Consider the following 22,274-nt stretch of genomic DNA (forward strand, 5'->3'; position numbering starts at 1 on the left):
TCGCCAAAACGAACTGGCGAGCGCCCGGGGGGACGTCTTTGGACCGAATTTTCGACCTCGCTATCATCGGCGGCGGTGTCAACGGCTGCGGCATCGCACGCGATGCGGTCGGCCGGGGAAATTCTGTTTTCCTTTGCGAAATGAACGATTTGGCGAGCGGTACGTCGTCGTGGTCGACGAAGCTCGTGCATGGCGGGCTGCGCTATCTCGAATATTACGAGTTCCGCCTGGTCCGCGAAGCGCTGATCGAGCGCGAGATCCTCTGGCAGATCGCCCCGCACATCATCCGGCCGCTGCGGTTCGTGCTGCCGCATCACGCAGGCCTGCGCCCGGCCTGGCTGCTGCGGCTGGGACTGTTCCTGTACGACCATATTGGCGGCCGCAATTTGCTGCCGCCGACGCGCTCGGTCGATTTGACCCGCGACGAGGTCGGCCGGCCCCTGATCGCCAACCGCTACACCAAAGGTTTTGAGTATTCCGACTGCTTCGTCGACGACGCGCGGCTGGTGGTTCTGACCGCACGCGACGCCGCCGACCGCGGCGCCGATATCCGCACCCGTTCACGCGCGGTCGAGATCCGGCAGGCCGACGGAATCTGGCACGTCACCGTCCAGAACAGTTTAACTGGTGAGCGCAGCACCATCGCCGCGCGCGTGCTGGTCAATGCCGGCGGGCCCTGGGTCGAGGACGTGCTGGCGTCGGGCGCGGGCGTCAATGCCAAGGCCAAGGTGCGGCTGGTGCAGGGTTCTCACATCGTCGTTCCGAAACTGTATGCGCACGACCGCGCCTACATGTTCCAGAACAGCGACGGCCGCATCGTGTTCGTCATTCCCTATCAGGAAGACTTTACGCTGATCGGCACCACCGATCGCGACTATCACGGCGATCCCGCCAAGGTGAGCGCCACGATGGAGGAGATCCAGTATCTCTGCGCTTCCGTCAGCGAATATCTCGCCAAGCCAGTCAAACCTGCGGATGTGGTCTGGACCTATGCCGGCGTTCGCCCGCTGTATGACGACGGCGCCAGCGAAGCCAAGGCGGCGACCCGCGAATATGTGTTCGAACTCGACACGCCCGGCGGTGCGCCGCTGCTGTCGATCTATGGCGGCAAGATCACCACCCACCGCCGTTTGGCCGAGGAGGCGCTTGAAAAGCTCGCTTCCTATCTCAGGGGTACCAAGGCGCGCGAAGGCTGGACCGCCAAATCGCCGTTGCCCGGCGGTGACATGGACGTCTCGGCGGTCGCCGCGCTGACCGCAGAACTCATCCGCAGCTATCCGTTTCTGACGCCGGCCCACGCCAACCGCATGGCCCATGCCTATGGCACGCGCGCCAGCAAGGTGCTCGGCAACGCGAAATCGATCGCCGATCTCGGTCGGTCCTTTGGCGCGACCTTGACGGAAAGTGAAGTCAGGTACCTGATGTCATCCGAATGGGCCTGTACCGCCGAAGACATCGTCTGGCGGCGATCCAAGCTTGGACTGCGATTGTCCGCCAGCGAAATCGCCGCCATCGATGACTGGATTGCCGCGCATCGGCTCGTGCCTGAGAATCCCTTGCTGGAGGCGGGAGGGCGGACATGAGCGTTGCCCTCGAACACGTCACCCGCGCCGTCGATGGGATTCCGACCATCCGCGATGTCTCGCTGACGCTGGAGCGCGGCACCTTGAGCGTACTGCTCGGCCCGACGCTGTCAGGCAAGACCTCGATCATGCGGTTGCTCGCCGGCCTCGACAAGCCGGCCACCGGCCGCGTCCTTGTCGACGGCAAGGATGTCACCGGCGCCGACGTGCGCCATCGCTCGGTGGCGATGGTCTACCAGCAGTTCATCAATTATCCCTCGCTGACCGTCTATGAGAACATCGCCTCGCCGTTGCGCGTGCAAGGCAAGCCGCGCGCCGAGATCGAGAAGCGCGTGCAGGAGGCAGCGAGACTCCTGAAACTCGAGCCGTATCTGACGCGCACCCCGCTGCAATTGTCCGGCGGCCAGCAGCAGCGCACGGCGATCGCGCGCGCACTGGTCAAGGGTGCGGACCTGGTCCTGCTCGACGAGCCGCTCGCCAACCTCGATTACAAGCTTCGCGAGGAACTGCGCACGGAATTGCCGCGCATCTTCGAGGCCTCCGGCGCGATCTTCGTCTACGCCACGACGGAGCCCTCCGAAGCCCTGCTGCTTGGCGGCAATACGATCTGCATGTGGGAGGGCCAGGTGTTGCAGGTCGGCGAGACCTCGAAAGTCTATCGTCACCCCGACACCATGCGTGTCGCCCAGGTCTTTTCCGATCCGCCGCTCAACATAGTCGGGATCGAAAAGCATAATGGCTCGGTGCAGTACGCTGGCGGCGTGCAGGCGCCCGCCAGCGGACTTTACGCCGGTCTCGGCGATGGCGCCTACAATGTCGGCTTCCGCGCGCATCAGCTGGAGGTCGCCAACGGGATCGCCGGCCGCCATGCCTTTTCCGCCACCGTCACGGTGACGGAAATCACCGGCTCCGAAAGCTTCGTGCACCTCAATCGCGACGCGTCCAATTGGGTCGCCGTGCTGCAGGGCGTGCATGAATTTCCACCCGGGTACGTGCTGGACGCCGTGCTCGATCCGAACAATCTCTTCGTGTTCGACCCGGCTGGCCGCCTGGTCGCCGCGCCCGGCGCGATGTGAGGGAAATGCAGCATGGCCCGCATTGACCTCGTCGATCTCGCGCATTCCTACAGCGGCAATGACGCCGCTCCGGAATCCTTTGCATTGAAGCCGATCTCGATGACCTGGCGACAGGGCGGCGCCTATGCGCTGCTCGGGCCGTCCGGCTGCGGCAAGACCACGCTTCTCAATCTCATTTCGGGAATCGTGACACCGTCGCGCGGCCAGATCCTGTTCGACGGCGTCGATATCACACCGCTGTCAACCCAGAAGCGCAATATCGCGCAGGTGTTTCAGTTCCCGGTGATCTACGACACCATGACGGTCGGGCAAAATCTGGCATTTCCGCTGAAGAATCGCGGTCTGCCCAAAGCAGAGATCGACGCGCGGGTCGCCGAGATCGCGCATTTGCTCGACCTTGCCCCCTACCTCAAGCGCAAGGCGATGCGGCTGACGGCCGATGCCAAGCAGAAGATCTCGCTCGGCCGCGGCCTGGTCCGATCCGATGTCGCCGCGATCCTGTTCGATGAGCCGCTGACGGTAATCGATCCCGAACTGAAATGGCAGCTGCGATCGAAGCTCAAGGCGCTGCATCGCGAGCTTGATCTGACGATGATCTATGTCACCCATGACCAGACCGAAGCTTTGACCTTCGCCGATACCGTTGTCGTGATGCATGACGGCCGCGTGGTGCAGAGCGGCACGCCGGCGGAACTGTTCGACAAGCCGGCGCACACTTTCGTCGGCTATTTCATCGGCTCGCCCGGCATGAACATTGTGCCCGCGCAAGTCAGCGGCCGCGAAGCCCGGATCGACGGCCACGCCATTGCGCTTGATCGCAGCTATGACCGGCTGCCGGCGGGCGCGAAGATCGAAATCGGCGTGCGCCCCGAATTCGTCGACGTCGCTCCGCCCGCGCCCGGCCTGATGTCGGCGAATGTCGAGCGGATCGACGATCTCGGCCGTGTTCGCTTCGCGCGCCTTCGCGTCGGGGATGTCAAATTTGCAGCGCGGGTGCCACCGGGATTTTCGATTCCGGGCGACGTCGCCGGACTGATCTTCGACCCGTCGCGTGTGCATGTTTACGCCGACAGTCTACTGGTCGAGGGGGCCGCGTAATGGACAAGACCGTCAACCAGAAGGCCTGGTTCCTGGTGCTGCCGGTGTTTCTGGTGGTGGCGTTCTCGGCCATCCTGCCGTTGATGACGGTGGTGAACTATTCGATGCAGGACACCTTCGGCAACAACCAGTTCTTCTGGAACGGCGTCGGCTGGTTCAAGGAATTGCTCGATCCATCGACCGATCTCGGCAGCCGGTTTTTTGCCTCGCTGTGGCGCAATTTGTTCTTCTCGGCCGTGATCCTCGCGATCGAGGTCCCGCTTGGAATTCTGGTCGCGCTCTCGATGCCGCGCCAGGGCTGGACGGTCGCGGCCTGCCTCGTGATCCTGGCATTGCCGCTGCTGATTCCATGGAACGTGGTCGGCACCATCTGGCAGATTTTCGGCCGGCCCGACATCGGTCTGCTGGGCTATGTGCTGAACGGCATCGGCATCAACTACAATTATGTGTCGAACGAATTTGATGCATGGGCCACCGTCATCGTCATGGACGTCTGGCACTGGACCAGTCTCGTCGCGCTGTTGTGCTATGCCGGGCTGAAATCGATTCCCGATGCCTATTACCAGGCGGCGCAGATCGACGGCGCCTCGCGCTGGGCGGTGTTCACCGCCATCCAGCTTCCGAAGATGCATCGCGTGCTGCTGATCGCGGTGCTGCTGCGCTTCATGGACAGTTTCATGATCTACACCGAGCCGTTCGTGGTGACCGGCGGCGGTCCGGGCAATTCAACGACATTCATTTCGATCGAACTGGTCAAGATCGCGCTCGGGCAATTCGATCTCGGCAAGGCCGCCGCGCTGTCGCTGGTCTACAACCTGATCATCATCATCGTGTGCTGGGTGTTCTACACCATCATGACCAATGCCGGCGCCGAACGCCAGCCCAACAAGGGAGTCGCCTGATGCAGTCGATTCCCGGGCGTCGCGTCATCATGGCGTTGTTCCTGATCTTCCTGTTGCTGCCGATCTACTGGCTCGTCAACATGAGCTTCAAGACCAACGAAGAGATCGTCTCGACCATGACGCTGTGGCCGCATCAGCCGACCATCGCCAACTACCTGCGCATCTTCACCGACGAGAGCTGGTATTCCGGCTACATCAATTCGCTGAAATACGTCGTCATCAATACCATCATCTCGATTTCGGTGGCGTTGCCCGCCGCCTACGCGTTTTCGCGCTATCGCTTCCTCGGCGACAAGCATCTGTTCTTCTGGCTGCTGTCGAACCGGATGGCGCCGGCGGCGGTCTACGCGCTGCCGTTCTTCAATCTTTATTCGGCGATCAACCTGTTCGATACGCCGTGGGCGGTGGCGCTGGCGCATTGCATCTTCAACGTGCCGCTGGCGGTGTGGATCCTGGAAGGATTCGTATCCGGCGTGCCGCGCGAGATCGACGAAACCGCCTTCCTCGACGGCTACTCGTTCCCGCGCTTCTTCATCAAGATCCTGGTGCCGCTGATCGCGAGCGGCATCGGCGTCGCGGCTTTCTTCTGCTTCATGTTTTCCTGGGTCGAATTGCTGCTGGCGCGCACGCTGACATCGGTGAACGCCAAGCCGATCGCGGCAGTGATGACCCGGACCGTCTCGGCCGCCGGCATGGATTGGGGATTGCTGGCCGCGGCCGGCGTTTTGACCATCATCCCCGGCGCGCTGGTGATCTGGTTCGTCCGCAACTACATCGCGCGCGGCTTCGCGCTCGGCAGGGTTTAGTTCGATGATCATTCAATCGAAGTGGATCAGATTGTCTTGCTTTACCTCTCCCGTTGGGAGAGGTCGGCGCGTAGCGCCGGGTGAGGGGTTACAGCCTTACGATAGACCGTACCCCCTCACCCCAACCCTCTCCCCATGGGAGAGGGGGGGCAGTTCCCTCGTGGTCGGATGGGAGCAATAAGCCATGGAAAATATCGCATGGATGGCCTGGACGCTTCCGACCGCGATCTTCTTCGTGCTGCTCGCCACGACGCTGGCTGTCATGACCTGGCTCGCCGTTGCCTATCCGGAAGCCGAACGCGTCGGCGTCCTTCGCATCCCGACGACGCGCGGCGACCGTTTGTTCATTTCACTGATCCTGACTGCCGTCATCCATCTGCTGTGGATCGGCTTCGTCGGCACCGACACGATCGCGACGCTTCCGATCGGAGAGGGAGTTGAAATATCGAGCCTGTGGCTCGCTAGCCTGATTTCGCTTGTTTCGGCCGTGGTGATTTTTCGCACGGTCTGACGCGGGTGAAAAAGAGCAGATCCGGGAGATCAACCCGGGCCTGAGTACGTTTGTCGCTGCAACGGAGGAATCAACATGCGACACTTAGAGAGAAGGAAAGGTCCTTTGACCAGGACCCGCTTTTGGATGATGACAAGTGCGGTCGCGTTGACAGCAGCTTCTGCTGCATTCACCGCGCCTGCGATTGCGGACGAGGCTGCTGCGAAGAAGTGGATCGACTCGGAGTTTCAACCTTCGACGTTGTCCAAGGAAGACCAGATGAAGGAGATGGAGTGGTTCATCAAGGCCGCTGCACCTTTCAAGGGAATGGAGATCAACGCCGTTTCCGAAACGCTGACCGTGCATGAATATGAATCCAAGACGCTGGCCAAGGCGTTCGAGGAAATCACGGGCATCAAGGTCAAGCACGACATCATCCAGGAAGGTGACGTCGTGGAAAAGATCCAGACCCAGATGCAGTCAGGCAAGAACGTGTACGACGCCTGGATCAACGACTCCGACTTCATCGGAACGCACTTCCGGTACGGTCAGGCCGTCGACTTGACGGACTGGATGGCCGGCGAAGGCAAGGACGTGACCAATCCGGGGCTCGACGTGAATGACTTCATCGGCAAGTCGTTCACCACAGCGCCGAATGGCCATCTCTACCAGTTGCCCGACCAGCAGTTCGCGAACCTCTATTGGTTCCGCTACGACTGGTTCAGCAATCCGGAATACAAGGCCAAGTTCAAGGCCAAGTATGGCTACGATCTCGGCGTTCCCGTGAACTGGTCGGCCTATGAAGACATCGCTGATTTCTTCACCAACGACATCAAGGAAATCAACGGCGTCAGGGTCTATGGTCACATGGACTACGGCAAGAAGGACCCCTCGCTCGGATGGCGCTTCACCGACGCGTGGTTGTCGATGGCCGGCAACGGCGACAAGGGCATCCCGAACGGTCTGCCCGTCGACGAATGGGGCATCCGCATGGAAGGCTGTCGTCCGGTCGGCTCGTCCGTCGAGCGTGGCGGCGACGTCAACGGTCCGGCGGCGGTCTATTCGATCGTCAAATATCTCGACTGGATGAAGAAATATGCCCCGCCGCAGGCGCAAGGCATGACCTTCTCCGAATCGGGACCGGTGCCGTCACAGGGCAATATCGCGCAGCAGATCTTCTGGTACACCGCCTTCACCGCCGACATGGTGAAGCCCGGTCTGCCGGTCATGAATGCTGACGGTACGCCGAAATGGCGCATGGCTCCGTCGCCGCACGGCGCGTACTGGAAAGAAGGCATGAAGCTCGGCTATCAGGACGTGGGTTCGGTGACGCTGCTGAAGTCCACCCCGCTCGACCGCCGCAAGGCAGCCTGGCTGTATCAGCAGTTCATCGTCTCCAAGACGGTGTCCCTGAAGAAGAGCCATGTCGGTCTCACCTTCATTCGTGAATCCGACATCTGGGACAAGTCATTCACCGAGCGTGCACCGAAGCTCGGCGGCTTGATCGAGTTCTACCGCTCGCCGGCGCGCGTGCAGTGGACCCCGACCGGCAACAACGTGCCGGATTACCCGAAGCTCGCGCAATTGTGGTGGCAGAACATCGGCGATGCGTCGTCCGGTGCGAAGACGCCGCAGCAGGCGATGGATTCGCTGGCAGCCGCACAGGACTCGGTGATGGAGCGTCTGGAGAAATCCGGCGTTCAGGGTGCTTGCGGACCGAAGCTGAACAAGAAGGAGACGGCCGAATATTGGTTCGCCAAATCGGCCAAGGACGGCAACATCGCTCCGCAGCGCAAGCTGGCGAACGAGAAGCCGCAGGGCGAAACGATCGACTACGACACGCTGATCAAGTCGTGGCCGGCATCTCCGCCCAAGCGCGCCTCGAACTGAGGCTGCTCAACATCGTCATGGCCGGGCTTGACCCGGGCGCGGCGAGAAAGAAAACAGAAGGCCGGGAGCGATCCCGGCCTTCTGGCGTCATTGCGAGCGAAGCGACGAAGCAATCCAGACGTTTGCGCGACTCTGGATTGCTTCGCTTCGCTCGCAATGACGATATTATCGGCCATCAGCACAGGAGTTTGCCATGCGTATGATCTTCCGCTGCGATCCGGCATTGTCGGATCATTTGCCACGGCCGATTTTGGCGCGCGGCGCGCTGCCCGACTGGCTCCGCGCCATGCCCACGAAAGCGCATTCGGAAATCCACGGCCGCGAAATCCGCACCGTCAAGCAATGCCCGCCCTTCATCGACGCGATGGCCTATGGCGTGATGATTCTTTTGCCCTGTGATGTCGCCGTTGATCGCGGATCGTTTTCGTGGGACTGGGACATTCCGGAGCCATCGACAGCAGGACATCCGCGTGCGCCCCTCAGCTTTCACGTTCCGGCGCAGTTTCCGGATGCGCCTTTCGCAAGGGAAGGGCAGGCCGCGCTTAAGTTCAACAGCTTCTGGACCATCGAGCTTGAGCCGGAATGGTCGCTGTTTGCCACGCATCCCATCAATCGCGACGATTTGCCGTTTCGCTTGATTTCGGGACTGGTGGATGCCGATCGCTTCCATGACGGCGGAATCAATTTCCCCGCGATCTGGACGCAACCGGACTTTTCCGGCGTACTGCCAAAGGGCACGCCGGTAGCGCAGTGTTTTGCCGTGCCGCGCGCCGCGCCGCAGCTTGTGTTTGAAAGTTTCGACGACAGTCACAAGGAGGCCTACGCGAAGACCGTGGCCGAGGTGTTGGCTACCCCCGGCGTTTATCGCAAGCGATTCCGCGCGCGACGCGGCCGTTCAACCGCCGAGTGAACGGCGCAACGCCGCCTCATCGAGCCACAGGCGGCCGTGAGAGCCCGATGTCAGCGCCATCGCGATGGTGCCGAATGCCGAAGGGCGCAGCCGATAGGCCTCCGCATAGGCGCGCATCGCATTGTCCATGTCTCCGGTTTCCTGAAGCACGACGCCGAGATTGAGCGCGGCTTCGGCATAATCAGGTTTGATTTCGAGCGCCTTGCGATAGGCCGTGGCGGCGCCGTTGTGGTCACGCAAATCCTGGCGCACGAGGCCGAGATCGAACCAGACCGAAGCAGGCGCATCGCCACTGACCGCACGTTCGAGCAAATGAGCGGCAGCATCATAATCGCCATCTTCGTATGCGATCTGCCCGAGCCGCGCCGCGGCCTCCTGGTGCTGCGGGATGATTTGTAGAATGGCGCGCCAGGCCTCGCGCGCCTGCGGCTTGAGACCGGCATGGTCCAGCGTCCGCGCCTTTTCGAGGAAGGCTTCGCGTTGCGGCGCAATCTCGATCGCCCGATCCAGATGAGATAGCGCGCCGTTATAATCCTTGGCGCCGCGCGCGATGCGGGCCGCGAGCAGATGCGCCGCCGCGTTTCCGGGGCGCTTGGCGAGACTTGTCTCGACATGCGCGCGGGCTGCCTGAACCTCGCCTGTGGAGAAAAGCACAGCGGCCAGCAGATGGCTCAGCATGGGATCGCCGGGCTGCCGGCTTAAGCCTTTCTCGCAAAGCTTGCGCGCCTCGCCGGGCTGGCCGGCGTTAAAGGCCGCCGTCGCGCGGCGAACGATCTCCTCGGTGTTATCAGGGGTCATATGCTTCGATCATGCCTGCTTACGGCGAAGGTGAACGCCGGGCACATTAGGGCAAAAGATCGGCTGAGCAAAAAAGCAATCGCGAACGCAAAAAGGCCGGGAGCGATCCCGGCCTTTCCTTTTAAAAATAAGATATTCCGCAGACAGACTTCGGCGAAAGCGGGCTCCCTCTCCGATGGGGAGAGGGGTACGGTCTATCGTTAGTCAGGAACCCCTCACCCGGCGCTACGCGCCGACCTCTCCCAATGGGAGAGGTGAGGCGTCGCGGCCGCCTCTCACTCTACTGCGCCGCGTCCAGCGCCTCGCCCAGCACCGGATAATCGGTGTAGCCCTTGGCGCCGCCGCCGTAGAAGGTGGCCTTATCCGGCGTGTTGAGCAGCGCGCCGCTCTTCAGACGCTCGACCAGATCCGGATTGGCGATGTAGGGCTTGCCGAACGCGATCAGGTCGGCCGCATTGGCCGCGAGCACTTTGGTTGCCAATTCGAAGTCGTAACCGTTGTTGGCGATATAGGCTCCCTTGAAACGTTTGCGCAGCGAGCCGTAGTCGAACGGCGCGATGTCGCGCGGGCCGCCGGTCGCGCCCTCGATGACGTGGATGTAGACGAGCTTCAGCGCATTGAGATGATCGACGATGTAGTCGAACAGCGGCTGCGGATTGCTGTCGGAAATATCATTCGCCGGCGTCACCGGCGAGATGCGAATGCCGGTTCGCTCCGGCCCGATTTCCGCAGCCACCACCTTTGAGACTTCCAGCATCAGCTTGGCGCGGTTCTCGATCGATCCGCCGTAAGCGTCGGTGCGCTTGTTGGTGCCGTCCTTGGCGAACTGGTCGAGCAGGTAACCATTGGCGCCATGAACCTCGACACCGTCGAAGCCGGCTTCGATGGCATTCGCCGCGCCGCGCTTGAAGCTCTCGATAATGCCGGGGACTTCTTCCAGCGTCAGCGCACGCGGCTCGGAGATTTCGGTGAAGGTGTTGTTGACGAAGGTCTTGCCGTTGGCGCGGATCGCCGAGGGCGCAACCGGCGCGCCGTTATTGGGCTGCAGCGAGGTGTGCGAGACGCGGCCGACATGCCAGGCCTGAAGAAAGATGCGTCCGCCGCGCGCATGTACGCGGTCCGTGACCTTGCGCCAGCCGGCGACTTGTTCTTTCGAGTAGATGCCGGGGGTGTCCTGATATCCCTGGCCCTGTTGCGAGACCTGGCTCGCTTCGGAGATCAAAAGGCCTGCGGAAGCGCGCTGGCCGTAATATTCGACGGCTAACGGATTGGGCACCAGCCCCGCCAGTGCGCGGTTGCGGGTCAGGGGCGCCATCACAAGTCGATTGGGGAGTGTAAGAGGCCCAAGCTTGTAGGTGTCGAAAAGTTTGGTCGGCGTGCTCATTTTTTGATGTTCCAGGAAAATTGCAGGTCAGGAGGAGGTGGGCATTCCCAGGCTTCGCTGCAATGCCGCAAGCCATTCCGGGGCTGCAAATGAGCCGCGCCCGACGCTTGCCATGGGATCGGCATCGAGAAGCATGATTTATCCGAAATCAGGCAAGACGCAGCATAAACGATCTCTCATCGTGCTGCGAGCGCTGGATCGGACCGATGCGAAGGGGGATGGCGTCATTCCGGGGCGACACGAAAGTGTCGAACCCGGAATCTCGAGATTCCCCGATGTGCAATTGCACATCTGAGGTTCGCTCGTTTCACTCGCGCCCCGGAATGACGAAAGAAGCGCGGTCCGGCCTCGCGCTTCGCGCCCTTGGATGTGCAATTGCACATCCGAGGTTCAGCCCTGCCTGCGGGCTGCCCGGAGTGATAATTAGCTCACGCCGAGAAAATCGCGCTTGCCGATTTCCACGCCGTTATGGCGCAAAATGCCGTGCGCGGTCGCGGCGTGGAAATAGAAATTCGGGAAGGCGACGTTGCTCAGGAATTGCTGGCCCTTGAGTGTCATGGTTTTGTCGGGGCCGGTGGGAAAGGTGACATCGCGGCTATCGGCGCCGTCGAACTGCGCGGGCTTGAACGTCTTCACATAATCGATGGTCTTGGCCAGCCGTTGCCTGAGTTCTTCAAAGCTTTTCTCAGTGTCCGGCGTGGAAGGCACCTCGCTGCCGGTCAGGCGCGCACAGCCCTTGGCGGCGAAATCGCACACCAGCTGAATCTGGCGGCTGAGCGGCAGCATGTCCGGATACAGCCGCGCGCCGAGCAGCACTTCGGGCTGGATATTCTTCGCCTTGCAGTGCGCCTCGGCCTTGGTGAGGATGCCCGAAAGGCTGCCGAGGATTTGCAGGAAGGCCGGAACGGTGGCGTCATAAAACGACATGTGATGCTCATTTCGTGTTGTGGAATATCGCCGGTGAAGACAGGCGCTACTCGAAGTGGTGCGGCGAGGGGTGAAATACAACTCTTTCTGCGCGCGGTCTTAGTCGAATATTCCACGGCGCGACCGGATCAGGTGAAGCGCCGCGGCGATAACACCTCTTCTCCCTCTCCCAGCAGGCGGGGAGAGGTGATGCCCGTCATGTGTCAGCGCGCTGCCGGCAATGCCGTGGCCGCGGGCTGCGCGCGTGGGCCGCCGCGCATCCGCGCCACCAGTTCGGCTGTCGGCCAGGAATCGGCGGGCAGGCCGTATTTGATCTGCATCGCCTTGATGGCGGTGCGGCTTTGCTGGCCCAGCACGCCATCGACCTTGCCGACATTGAAACCCGCGCGCACCAGGAGCTGCTGCAATTCCCTGACTTCACTGAACGGCAATTGCGCGACTGGGCCCGATGGACGCCGCATCGGCGGCGCACCCGCAATGCGGCTCGCGAGATAGCCCGCGGTGGTCGAATAGATCAGCGAGTTATTCCACTCGGTATAGGCAGCGAAATTGGCATAGGCCAAAAACGCCGGTCCCATCCGCCCCATCGGCAACAGCACCGACGTCGGCATGTCATCGTTCGACAATGCGCGGCCATCGGGATAGGTGACGCCGAGCTGCGCCCATTTCGAACGCGGCAGTTGGATCGTCAGATCCGCCTGATCCCAGGGTAAGTTTGGCGGCACGCGAATTTCTTCCAGCCACGGCTCGCCGCGCCGCCATTTCAAGCCGTTGGCGATGTAGTTCGCGGTCGAGCCGATCACGTCGGGCGCGCTGCGCAGGAGATTGCGGCGTCCGTCGCCGTCATAATCGACGGCGTAGCTGAAATAATGCGTCGGCAGAAATTGCGTCTGTCCGAGTTCGCCGGCCCACGATCCCACCATTTCGGGCGGCGTGAGATCGCCGCGACCGATGATCTTCAGCGCGGCAATGGTTTCGCCCTGAAACATCTCGGAGCGGCGGCAGTCATAGGCTAGCGACACCAGCGAGCGCAGCGTCGGCAGATTGCCCATGTTGGCGCCGAAGTCGCTCTCCAGGCCCCAGAACGCTGATATCACCGCCGGCGGCACGCCGTACTCCTTTTCGGCGCGCGCGAACGCTGCAGCATAGGTTTTGATCCTCGCCTGGCCCTGCTGCAATCGATAAGGGGCGGCCATGCGGCCGGCAAATTCGGTGAAGATCTGTCCGAACACGCGCTGGCCGCGGTCGCGGTTGACGATGCCCTGGTCGTAGACCAGATACGGCGAGGCCTCGGCGACCGTGCGCTGCGAGACACCGGCCGCGACGGCCTGCTGTTTCAGTTCGCCAAGAAAGCGGTCGAAATTTTCGCCATTATGGCAGGACGCTGCGCGCGGGGAAGGGGCTGTAGGGCGCGGGACCGGCGCCGGTTGCGCCGATGCTGGCTGTGGCCCGCACAAGATCGCCGACAAAATCGCGCCAACGAAGATGTGAGGGAAAAAATCAAGGAAAAGCCGTTTCGTTGAACACGTTCGCATGCGGTTACCGACGGGGTACAGATTCTCGGAAGATACCCCGTCGTAGCATTATTGAAGTCCCGGCGTCATGCCCGGCCAAAGCGGTAAAACGCCCCGATCTGCCGGGCCATCACACAATGCCAGCGCGCTCGGCGCATGGGAGCATGCCATTTGCATCGGACCCCGGAGGCTGTTGCAATCGGCCTTGCCCGTGTAGGCTTCCGCGTCTGCAGGCCCGAAATAAGGCCACCGTCCATATGGGATGAGCAGACGAGGGAGATGGCGAAACAACCATGACTGAACTCAGATACCTGGCGCCGAACACGCTTGATGAAGCGATCGGCGTATTTGCCGCTGCCGGAAATGCCGCGCGGATCCTGGCTGGCGGCACCGATCTTCTGGTGCAGATGCGCTCCGGCGCCGTGAAGCCCGGCGTGATCGTCGACATCAAGAAGATCGCCGAAATGACGGCGATCGAACAAACCGCCGATGGCGGTTTTCGCATTGGCGCCGCCGTCCCGGGCGCGGTGCTTTCAGAACATCCGCGCTTCGGCAAGGTCTGGCCCGGCGTGCTGGAGGCGGTGAATCTCATCGGTTCCACCCAGGTTCAGGGCCGCGCCTCCGCAGGCGGCAATCTCTGCAACGGCTCGCCGGCCGGCGATAGCGTGCCCGCCATGGTCGCGGCCGGCGCCATTGTCACGCTGCAGGGGCCAAACGGCCGTCGCCAGATGCCGGTGGAACAAGTGCCGGCGGGTCCGGGCCGCACCAATCTGTTGCCCGGCGAGATCCTGGTCGGTTTTACATTGCCGCCGCGGCCGAGGGGCTCGAGCGACGCTTATTTGCGCATGATCCCGCGCACCGAAATGGACATCGCCGTGGTTGGCTGTGGCGTTAGTCTGACTATGAAGGACGGCGTCTGCACTGCGGCGCGCGTCGGCCTCGGCGCGGTGGCGCCGACTGTGCTGCTGGTCGAGGCTGCGGCGAAAGCGTTGATCGGCAGCCATCTCGACGATGCCGCGCTCAACACGGCCGCGGCCGCGTGCTCCGCCGCCTGCCGTCCGATCGACGACAAGCGCGGCACCATCGCCTATCGCACCAAAGTCGCCGGCGTGCTCTTGAGGCGCACGGTGGCGATCGCGGCGAAGCGCGCGGGGAGGAATTGACATGGCGAAATTGCATGTCTCCACCACCGTCAACGGCGAGCCGATGGAGTTTCTGTGCGAGCCGAACGACACCATGCTGGATGCGCTGCGCGGGCCGCTTGGCCTGACCGGCTCGAAGGAAGGCTGCGCGTCCGGTGATTGCGGCGCGTGCAGCATCACGCTGGATGATCGCCTCGTCTGTTCCTGTCTGATGCTCGCAGCCGAAGCCGAAGGCCATGAGTTGCGCACCATCGAAGGCATGGCCAAGGGCGACAGGCTGCATCCATTACAGCAGAAGTTTCTGGAAATGGCGGCACTGCAATGTGGCATCTGCACGTCAGGCATGCTGGTCGCTTCCGATGCGTTGCTGCAGAAGAATCCGCGGCCGAGCGAGGAAGAAGTCCGCTTCTGGCTCGCCGGCAATCTCTGCCGGTGCACCGGCTACGACAAGATCGTGCGCGCGGTTCTGGAGACCGCCGCTGAAATGCGGGAGGCAGCACAATGAATGTCATCACCAACAACAAGTGGATCGGCCAGCGGACGATCAGACCTGACGGCGTCGACAAGGTCACGGGCCGCGCGGCCTTTGCCGCCGATACCACCATGCCCGGCATGATCTGGGGCAAGGTCAAGCGCAGCCCGCATCCGCATGCGCGCATCAAATCGATCGACACCTCGAAGGCCGAGGCGCTGCCGGGCGTCAAGGCCGTGGTCACTGCGCGCGACGTGGTCGATTTCCCGATCGACAAGTCGGTCATGCTCGGTATCCAGGACATGCGCTGGATGTGCCGCAACGTGATGGCGCGCGAGAAAGCGCTGTTCCCCGGCCACCCGGTCGCTGCTGTCGCCGCTACCACGGAGGCGATTGCGGCGAAGGCCTGCGAACTGATCGAGGTCGATTACGAGGTGCTGCCGTGGTCGATCGAGATCGACGATGCGATCAAGCCCGACGCGCCCATCCTGCACGAGTTCAACAAGTTCGAAGGCAAGCCGTCGAACATCGCAGGCCGGCTCGAGATCAAGAAGGGCGACGTCGCGCAGGGATTCCAGGAGGCTGAAATCGTCGTCGAGCGCAGCTTCACCACGCGCCCGGTGCATCAGGGCTATATCGAGCCGCACGCCTGTCTCGTCAGCGTCGGCGCCGACAACAAGACCACGATCTGGAGCTCGAGCCAGGGCCAGTTCATGGTGCGCGCGATGACCGCGCATCTGAGCGGGATTCCGCAGAGCGACATCCGCGCCATTCCCGCCGAAATCGGCGGCGGCTTTGGCGGCAAGACCATCGTCTACCTCGAGCCGCTGGCGACGTTGCTCGCTAAGAAATCCGGCCGTCCGGTGAAGATGGTGATGACCCGCGAGGAAGTGATGCGGGCGACCGGGCCCACCTCCGGCTCGAAGAGCACGGTCAAGATCGGCGCGAAGAAGGACGGCACGATCGTCGCAGCCCAAGGCACCTTCTATCTGCAGGCCGGTGCGCTGCCGGGCTCGCCGATCCGCGGTGCGGTCGGCTGCAGCTTCTCGCCTTACGATATCCCGAACGTGCTGTCGGTCGGTTACGACGTGCTCTCCAACCGCTCCAAGGTTGCGGCCTATCGCGCGCCGGGCGCGCCGATCGGCGCCTACGCGGTGGAATGCGTGCTCGACGAACTCGCCCAAGCGCTCAAGATGGATCCGCTGGAGCTGCGGCTTAAGAATGCCGCCAAGCAGGGGACCAAGGCCTCGCACGGTCCGGTGTTTCCGCGCATCGGTTACATCGAGACGCTGGAGGCCGCGAAAGCGCATCCGCATTACAAGGCGCCGCTCGGCAGGTTGCAGGGCAGGGGCGTCGCCAGCGGCTTCTGGTTCAACGCCGGCGGTGAATCGAGCGCGCAGGTCAACATCACCGAGGACGGCAACGTCGTCGTCACCACGGGCCATCCCGATATCGGCGGCTCGCGCGCGGCGATCGCCAATATCTGCGCCGAGCTGCTCGGCATCGACTACCGCCGTATCTCGGTTCTCATCGGCGACACCGCGACGATCGGCTTTTCGAATCTGACCGGCGGCAGCCGCGTGCTGTTTGCTTCCGCGATGGTGGTGACGCAATCGACCGACAAGGTCATCGCCACGCTGCGCGAGCGCGCCGCCAAGATCTGGGAGATCGATCCCGACGCGGTGAAATGGGAAAACGGCGCGGCGCATCCGGCGAGCCCCAACGCCGGCCAGTTCGAACCGCTGACATTGGCGGAGCTTGCTGCAAAAGCCCCGCAGATGGGCGGGCCGATCGGCGCCGGCGTGCAGCTCAACACCGAAGGCGCGGAAGGCGGTTTCGGCACGCATATCTGCGACGTCGAGGTGGATGTCGAACTCGGCATCGTGCGCGTCATCAGATACACGGCAGTACAGGACGTCGGCCGCGCCGTGCATCCGAGCTATGTCGAGGGCCAGATGCAGGGCGGTGTCGCGCAAGGCATCGGCTGGGCGCTCAACGAGGAATACATCTACAACCGCGACGGCAAGGTCGATAATCCCGGCTTCCTCGACTATCGCATGCCGGTCTGTTCCGATCTGCCGATGCTCGACACTGTGATGGTCGAGGTGCCGAACCCGAAGCATCCGCAAGGCGTCAAGGGCGTCGGCGAAGTGCCGCTGGTGCCTGTGATGGCCGCGGTCGCCAACGCCGTCCACGACGCGCTCGGAAAGCGCTTCTATAGTTTGCCGATGTCGCCGCCGAAGGTATTGGCGGGGCTGGAAGCGACGGAGTGATGTTCCGCAGCAAAGCATAATCGCCAATCAACGATAACACAGCCGCGGCTCCATTGGGGCCGCCATCGGTCCGTGCCTGGCGCGGGCCCGCTGGATTAATCCGTACCGTCAATGAGCACCTCGGGCGTCTGGAGCTACAACGAATGACCGACGAATCCACCTACACGCCGCCGAAAGTCTGGACCTGGAACAAGGAGAGCGGCGGCCGGTTCGCCAGCATCAACCGCCCGATCGCGGGATCGACGCATGACAAGGAGCTGCCGGTCGGCCGCCATCCGCTGCAGCTTTATTCGCTGGCGACACCGAACGGCCAGAAGGTCACGATCATGCTGGAAGAGCTGCTGGCGGCGGGCCATCGCGGCGCGGAATATGACGCCTGGCTGATCAAGATCGACGGCGAGCAATTCGGTTCTGGTTTCGTCGCGGTCAATCCGAACTCGAAAATCCCGGCGCTGATGGACCGCAGCGGCCCGAAGCCGATCCGGCTGTTCGAATCCGGCTCGATCCTGCTGCATCTGGCGGAAAAATTCGGCGCCTTCCTGCCCACCGACGCCGCCGGCCGCGCCGAATGCCTGTCGTGGCTGTTCTGGCAGATGGGCAGCGCGCCCTATCTCGGCGGCGGGTTCGGCCATTTCTATGCCTATGCGCCGACCAAGATCGAATACGCCATCGACCGCTTCGCGATGGAGACCAAGCGGCAGCTCGACGTGCTCGACCGCCGCCTTGCCGACAACGAATATCTCGCCGGCGACCAGTACACGATCGCCGATATCGCGGTGTTTCCCTGGTATGGCGGCCTGGCTCAGGGCCTGCTGTACGGCGCGGGCGAATTTCTCTCGGTGCAGGACTACAAGAACCTGCAGCGCTGGACCGCGGCGATCGCCAAGCGTCCGCCGGTGCAGCGCGGGCGCATGGTCAACCGCACCTGGGGCGATCCATCGAGCCAGCTGCATGAGCGCCACGACGCCGGCGATTTCGAAACCAGAACGCAGGACAAGATCGGAGAGGCCGCCACCGCGCCCTCATAAACGAAAACAGGTCGCCGATGATGGATTCGATCAGGCGCACCATACTGACAACAGGCGCTGCCGCTACCGCCATGGCTGCGGCGCCGCGCGTGTTTGCGCAACAGGCCGGGCAGGGAGCAACGACCATGGGCACTTACGAAAAAGGCAACGTCCGCATCCATTTCGAGGAGGCCGGTTCCGGCTTCCCGCTGCTGCTGATCGCCGGCGGCGGATTGAACTCGACGATATCAGGCTTCACCAGCACGATTTCGCCGTTTGACCCGATCGCGGAGTTCAAGGGCAAGTACCGCTGCATCGCCGCCGACCTGCGCAACGCCAATGCCGGCCAGTCCTCGGGCCCGCTCGAGATCGAGCGCCCCTGGGACTCCTATACCGACGACCACCTCGGCCTGATGGACCATCTCGGCATCGACAAGTTCATGGTGCTGGGCTTCTGCATCGGCGGCCCGTTCATCTGGAATCTCCTGAAGCGGGCGCCGGACCGTGTCGTCGCCGCCGTGCTGGCGCAGCCCAGCGGATCGCGTCCGGAACTGCGCGACTTCTTCTACGACGGCAATATGAAAAACTGGGGGCCGGAGCTGGTCAAACGCCGGCCGGACCTGACGATGGAGACGGTCGACAAGTTCCTGACCCGGATGTACCGCACCGATCCCGACTTCGTCTTCACCGTGACGCGCGATTTCGTGCGCAACTGCGAGACGCCGGTGCTGATCCTCCCCGACGATGTCCCGGCCCATCCCTATGCGGTGGCGATGGAGGCCGCGATGCTGGCGCCAAAGGCCGAAGTCAGCATGTTCCCGTGGAAGGAGCCCAAGGAGCGGATTCCGCTGGCGGTGCGCCAGATCCATTCCTTCCTGCGCGCGCACCGGCCTGCGTCGACGTAACACAGCGATATTGGCGAATGGCGGGGAACCGGATTGGCAATCGCGGATTGGTTGATCGCGAACACGCACGGGGAGTGCTGTCATGCGCCTTCATACATATCGGGACCAAAGCCGCGCCAGGCACTTCGACCTGATTAGCGGCGGCGACCATTCAAGGTCGATCGACCTCGTCCTGGCCATCGCGTCGGGCATGCTGGTGGTCGGCGCCGCCTGTGCGCTGCTGGTCCCCTTCACCTCGACCGTGGCCGGTTTGAGCCAGTGGGTCCACTGAAACAGACCTGCGCTAAAACAGACCTGCAGTGAGAGGCCGCGCGAGATCGGCAATTGCCTTGTGAGCACGTTGCCGTGAACTTGGATCTTAAACCCGAGCCGCGTGTTGCAGGGATGGTGGCGATCTGGAACGGGAGTTCCATCGTGAGCAATATCCCTCTCGATCTTCAAAGACGCTTCGAGCAGCGATGGGCTGCCCGGTTCACCTCGCCGGCGCCGAAAAAAGTCGTTTCAAAGCGCGCGCTGCCACTGGGTCCCCCAGTGCGGCAGAAAAAACCGCCGCCGCGGCTTGGCAGGCCGGCGCAGCCGTAGAAACCTGGCCTCGCAGGGTCAACGTCATCCTGAGGAGCGGCCACTTGGCCGCGTCTCGAAGGATGAAGCCGCGGTGCGCTGCCCCGCAAGCCAGGCTATCTCGCGGGCGCGCCTTCGGCCGGCGGAAATACGATGCGGTCGTCGGTGCGGCAGTAGCGATCGGCGAACATGCGGCCGACCGGGTGATACTTCTCCATGTGCACGCGCATCGAACTCGTGTCCCACAATTCGTCGCGGATATAGAAATTGATGCCTTCGCCCATGATCAATAGCCGGTCGCTGTTGACGTCGATCGTCTTCCAGGTCTTGCATTCCAGCGCCCATGGCGCATCCGCCAGGCGCGGCACCGCGACTTTGGACGAGGGCGCGAGCTTGAGCCCGAGATAGCCGGGCTCGCCGACCTCGGGCGGAAAGTCGCCGCTGGAATCGTGCATCGCCCGCGCCAGCGGTTCATCGGTCATGTTGACCACGAACTCGCCGGTGCGCTCGATGTTGACCACGGTGTCCTTGACGCGGCCGTCGGGACGCAGGCTGGCGGCGAAGATGCAGAGCGGCGGATCCTCGCACAGCACGTTGAAGAAGCTGAAGGGTGCGGCGTTGACGACACCGGTGGGGCCGAGCGTCGTCACCCAGGCGATCGGCCGCGGCAGCACGAATCCGGCCAGCAATTTGTAGCGCTCGCGAGGGGCGAGATCGTGAGGGGCGTATTCCATATGATAACTCCGGGCGGCAACATTTGTGCGTCCTGGCTTAAGCTTCGAACGCAATAGGTTATCGTCGTCCCGGCGTTCGCCGGGACAACATTGATAGAATAGCAGCGCCGTCATGGCGAGCGTGAGCGAAGCAATCCAGAGCCGCAAAAAGACTGGATTGCTTCGTCGCGAACGCTCCCCAGCAATGACGGCCGCTTGCGCTTTTAAAGGATCGCGCCCCTACGGCATGCTCGGTCCCGTAGGGTGGGCAAAGCCACCGGGTCGCGCAAATGCGCGCCCGATGATAAACTCCGCGTGCCCACCATTCAGTACGCAGGTCTTGAAGGTGGGCACGGCGCAGCGCGCCTTTGCCCACCCTACAATTCTGCGCTTACGGCATGCTTAATTCGTGCCGCCCGACCACCATCCAGTGCACCTCATCCGGTCCGTCGGCAAAGCGCAGATGCCGCACGTCCTGGTACATTTCGGCGAGCGGGGTCCATTGCGAAATGCCGGTGGCGCCGTGCATCTGGATCGCCTGGTCGATGATCTTGCAGGTGCGCTCGGGCACCATGGCCTTGACCATGCTGACCCAGATCCGCGCTTCCTTGTTGCCGAGCACGTCCATCGCTTTCGCAGCTTTCAGCACCATCAGCCGCATCGCCTCGATCTCGCAGCGCGCCTGCGCGATGATCTGCAAATTGCCGCCGAGATGGGCGATCTTGTTGCCGAACGCCTGCCGCGTCAGGCCGCGCGACACCATCAAATCGAGCGCCTTTTCCGCCTTGCCGATCGTGCGCATGCAGTGATGGATGCGGCCCGGCCCGAGCCGCACCTGCGAGATCTCGAAGCCGCGGCCTTCGCCGAGCAGGATGTTCTCCTTCGGCACCCTCACATTGTTGAAGCGCAGATGCATGTGCCCGCGCGGCGCATGGTCGTGCCCGAACACATGCATCGGCCCGAGGATCTCGACGCCGGGCGTGTCCTTGGGCACCAGGATCTGCGACTGCTGCTTGCTCGGCGGCGCGTCCGGATTGGTCTTCACCATCACGATCATGATCTTGCAGCGGGGATCGCCGAGCCCGGAGATGTAGTATTTCTCGCCGTTGATCACCCATTCGTCGCCGTCGAGTTTGGCCGTCGTCGAGATGTTCTTGGCGTCGGACGAGGCGACATTGGGTTCGGTCATGGCGTAGGCGGAACGGATTTCGCCTGATAGCAGCGGCTTCAGCCACTTCTCCTTCTGCGCCTTGGTGCCGACGCGCTCCAGCACCTCCATGTTGCCGGTATCCGGCGCCGAGCAGTTCATGGTTTCCGAGGCCAGCGGATTTTTCGCGAGCTCGACCGCGATATAGGCGTAGTCCAGATTCTTCAGGCCCTCGCCGGTCTCGGCGTCGGGCAGGAAGAAATTCCACAGCCCTTCTTCCTTGGCCTTTGCCTTGGCCTTGCCCAGCACGTCGAGCTGGCCTTGCGTAAAGCTCCAGCGGTCGGTCTTGTTCTCGCCGAGCCGGTAAAACTCCACCGACATCGGATCGACCGTTTCCCGGATGAATTTCTTGACGTGCTCATACAGCGGCCGGACCTGATCCGACATCCTGAGGTCGTTGAGCTCTTCGCCGGGATTGAGGTTATAGGTCGTCGTGCGGGGCACGTAGGCGTGTTTCATGTGCAGTTCTCCCATGCTCGCGGATCGTTTCCTGCTGTGATGGGCAGGGACGATCGCTGTTCTCGTTGCCGGCACTGTAGACGGGGGCGCGGGCGCTGCACAAGCAGGCGAGGGCCTTTCAGCTCAAAGCGCGCGGCCGATTGAATCGGCCGTCACG

20 protein-coding genes are annotated in these 22,274 nt (G+C 62.7%); 14 read left to right on the forward strand and 6 right to left on the reverse strand.

Annotated elements, in window-relative coordinates; all coding sequences use genetic code 11:
* Nucleotides 1-38: 38 nt before the first annotated feature.
* The 8 genes from glpD to BLV09_RS32550 all read left to right on the forward strand — a co-directional run bounded on the left by glpD (nucleotide 39) and on the right by BLV09_RS32550 (nucleotide 8,755).
* Complete coding sequence (gene glpD / locus BLV09_RS32515; RefSeq protein ID WP_146690320.1) at nucleotides 39-1,583, forward strand: glycerol-3-phosphate dehydrogenase; 1,545 nt, start codon at nucleotides 39-41, stop codon at nucleotides 1,581-1,583.
* A complete protein-coding gene (locus BLV09_RS32520; protein ID WP_100386288.1) occupies nucleotides 1,580-2,659 on the forward strand; it encodes an ABC transporter ATP-binding protein in 1,080 nt (359 codons plus the stop codon). The genes glpD and BLV09_RS32520 overlap by 4 nt, the downstream gene beginning before the upstream one ends.
* Nucleotides 2,660-2,671: 12 nt before the next feature.
* Nucleotides 2,672-3,757: an ABC transporter ATP-binding protein gene (locus BLV09_RS32525; RefSeq protein ID WP_100386289.1), complete on the forward strand. Its 1,086-nt coding sequence runs from the start codon at nucleotides 2,672-2,674 to the stop codon at nucleotides 3,755-3,757.
* Nucleotides 3,757-4,659, forward strand: coding sequence for a carbohydrate ABC transporter permease (locus tag BLV09_RS32530; protein ID WP_100386290.1), 903 nt, complete (start codon nucleotides 3,757-3,759; stop codon nucleotides 4,657-4,659). The genes BLV09_RS32525 and BLV09_RS32530 overlap by 1 nt, the downstream gene beginning before the upstream one ends.
* Nucleotides 4,659-5,465 carry a carbohydrate ABC transporter permease gene (locus BLV09_RS32535; protein WP_146690321.1) on the forward strand — a complete coding sequence of 269 codons (807 nt, stop codon included), beginning with the start codon at nucleotides 4,659-4,661 and terminating at the stop codon, nucleotides 5,463-5,465. Before BLV09_RS32530 ends, BLV09_RS32535 begins: the two co-directional genes overlap by 1 nt.
* Before the next feature lie 184 nt (nucleotides 5,466-5,649).
* Nucleotides 5,650-5,976, forward strand: coding sequence for a DUF2160 domain-containing protein (locus BLV09_RS32540; protein WP_100386292.1), 327 nt, complete (start codon nucleotides 5,650-5,652; stop codon nucleotides 5,974-5,976).
* Between the two features lie 129 nt (nucleotides 5,977-6,105).
* A complete protein-coding gene (locus BLV09_RS32545) occupies nucleotides 6,106-7,845 on the forward strand; it encodes an ABC transporter substrate-binding protein (protein WP_433994455.1) in 1,740 nt (579 codons plus the stop codon).
* A gap of 193 nt (nucleotides 7,846-8,038) precedes the next feature.
* Entirely contained in the window at nucleotides 8,039-8,755 is a 717-nt protein-coding gene (locus tag BLV09_RS32550; protein WP_146690322.1) for a hypothetical protein, read from the forward strand.
* On the opposite strand, the gene BLV09_RS32555 is transcribed toward BLV09_RS32550, so the two are convergent.
* The 4 genes from BLV09_RS32555 to BLV09_RS32570 form a co-directional block, all read right to left on the reverse strand.
* Nucleotides 8,741-9,553 carry a tetratricopeptide repeat protein gene (locus BLV09_RS32555; protein ID WP_146690323.1) on the reverse strand — a complete coding sequence of 271 codons (813 nt, stop codon included), beginning with the start codon at nucleotides 9,551-9,553 and terminating at the stop codon, nucleotides 8,741-8,743. The two genes, BLV09_RS32550 and BLV09_RS32555, sit on opposite strands and share 15 nt — an antisense overlap.
* Before the next feature lie 280 nt (nucleotides 9,554-9,833).
* Nucleotides 9,834-10,937 carry an alkene reductase gene (locus BLV09_RS32560; protein WP_146690324.1) on the reverse strand — a complete coding sequence of 368 codons (1,104 nt, stop codon included), beginning with the start codon at nucleotides 10,935-10,937 and terminating at the stop codon, nucleotides 9,834-9,836.
* 423 nt (nucleotides 10,938-11,360) lie between these two features.
* The gene (locus BLV09_RS32565; RefSeq protein WP_146690325.1) at nucleotides 11,361-11,864 is read right to left on the reverse strand and encodes a DUF1993 domain-containing protein; all 504 of its coding nucleotides are present in this window, start codon (nucleotides 11,862-11,864) and stop codon (nucleotides 11,361-11,363) included.
* A gap of 203 nt (nucleotides 11,865-12,067) precedes the next feature.
* Entirely contained in the window at nucleotides 12,068-13,399 is a 1,332-nt protein-coding gene (locus tag BLV09_RS32570; protein WP_146690326.1) for a lytic murein transglycosylase, read from the reverse strand.
* A gap of 272 nt (nucleotides 13,400-13,671) precedes the next feature.
* Here BLV09_RS32570 and BLV09_RS32575 point away from each other — a divergent pair, with 272 nt between their 5' ends.
* From BLV09_RS32575 to BLV09_RS32600, 6 genes are all read left to right on the forward strand, one after another.
* Nucleotides 13,672-14,541 (forward strand): FAD binding domain-containing protein, encoded by an 870-nt coding sequence (locus BLV09_RS32575; RefSeq protein WP_146690327.1) that lies wholly within the window; start codon nucleotides 13,672-13,674, stop codon nucleotides 14,539-14,541.
* A gap of 1 nt (nucleotide 14,542) precedes the next feature.
* A complete protein-coding gene (locus BLV09_RS32580) occupies nucleotides 14,543-15,025 on the forward strand; it encodes a (2Fe-2S)-binding protein (RefSeq protein WP_100386300.1) in 483 nt (160 codons plus the stop codon).
* Complete coding sequence (locus BLV09_RS32585; RefSeq protein ID WP_146690328.1) at nucleotides 15,022-17,265, forward strand: xanthine dehydrogenase family protein molybdopterin-binding subunit; 2,244 nt, start codon at nucleotides 15,022-15,024, stop codon at nucleotides 17,263-17,265. Before BLV09_RS32580 ends, BLV09_RS32585 begins: the two co-directional genes overlap by 4 nt.
* A 143-nt stretch (nucleotides 17,266-17,408) precedes the next feature.
* Nucleotides 17,409-18,293, forward strand: a complete 885-nt coding sequence (yghU, locus tag BLV09_RS32590; RefSeq protein WP_146690329.1) for a glutathione-dependent disulfide-bond oxidoreductase — start codon at nucleotides 17,409-17,411, stop codon at nucleotides 18,291-18,293.
* A gap of 20 nt (nucleotides 18,294-18,313) precedes the next feature.
* The gene (locus BLV09_RS32595; protein ID WP_167558959.1) at nucleotides 18,314-19,177 is read left to right on the forward strand and encodes an alpha/beta fold hydrolase; all 864 of its coding nucleotides are present in this window, start codon (nucleotides 18,314-18,316) and stop codon (nucleotides 19,175-19,177) included.
* A gap of 82 nt (nucleotides 19,178-19,259) precedes the next feature.
* Nucleotides 19,260-19,448 (forward strand): hypothetical protein, encoded by a 189-nt coding sequence (locus tag BLV09_RS32600; RefSeq protein WP_100386304.1) that lies wholly within the window; start codon nucleotides 19,260-19,262, stop codon nucleotides 19,446-19,448.
* A gap of 406 nt (nucleotides 19,449-19,854) precedes the next feature.
* On the opposite strand, the gene BLV09_RS32605 is transcribed toward BLV09_RS32600, so the two are convergent.
* Together BLV09_RS32605 and BLV09_RS32610 are read right to left on the reverse strand one after the other, a co-directional pair.
* Nucleotides 19,855-20,472 carry a flavin reductase family protein gene (locus BLV09_RS32605; RefSeq protein ID WP_146690331.1) on the reverse strand — a complete coding sequence of 206 codons (618 nt, stop codon included), beginning with the start codon at nucleotides 20,470-20,472 and terminating at the stop codon, nucleotides 19,855-19,857.
* A 370-nt stretch (nucleotides 20,473-20,842) separates the two neighbouring features.
* A complete protein-coding gene (locus BLV09_RS32610; protein ID WP_146690332.1) occupies nucleotides 20,843-22,117 on the reverse strand; it encodes an acyl-CoA dehydrogenase family protein in 1,275 nt (424 codons plus the stop codon).
* Between the last annotated feature and the right edge of the window lie 157 nt (nucleotides 22,118-22,274).

Origin of the sequence: Bradyrhizobium canariense, assembly GCF_900105125.1 — a bacterium.
Classification (GTDB): Bacteria; Pseudomonadota; Alphaproteobacteria; order Rhizobiales; family Xanthobacteraceae; genus Bradyrhizobium; species Bradyrhizobium canariense_A.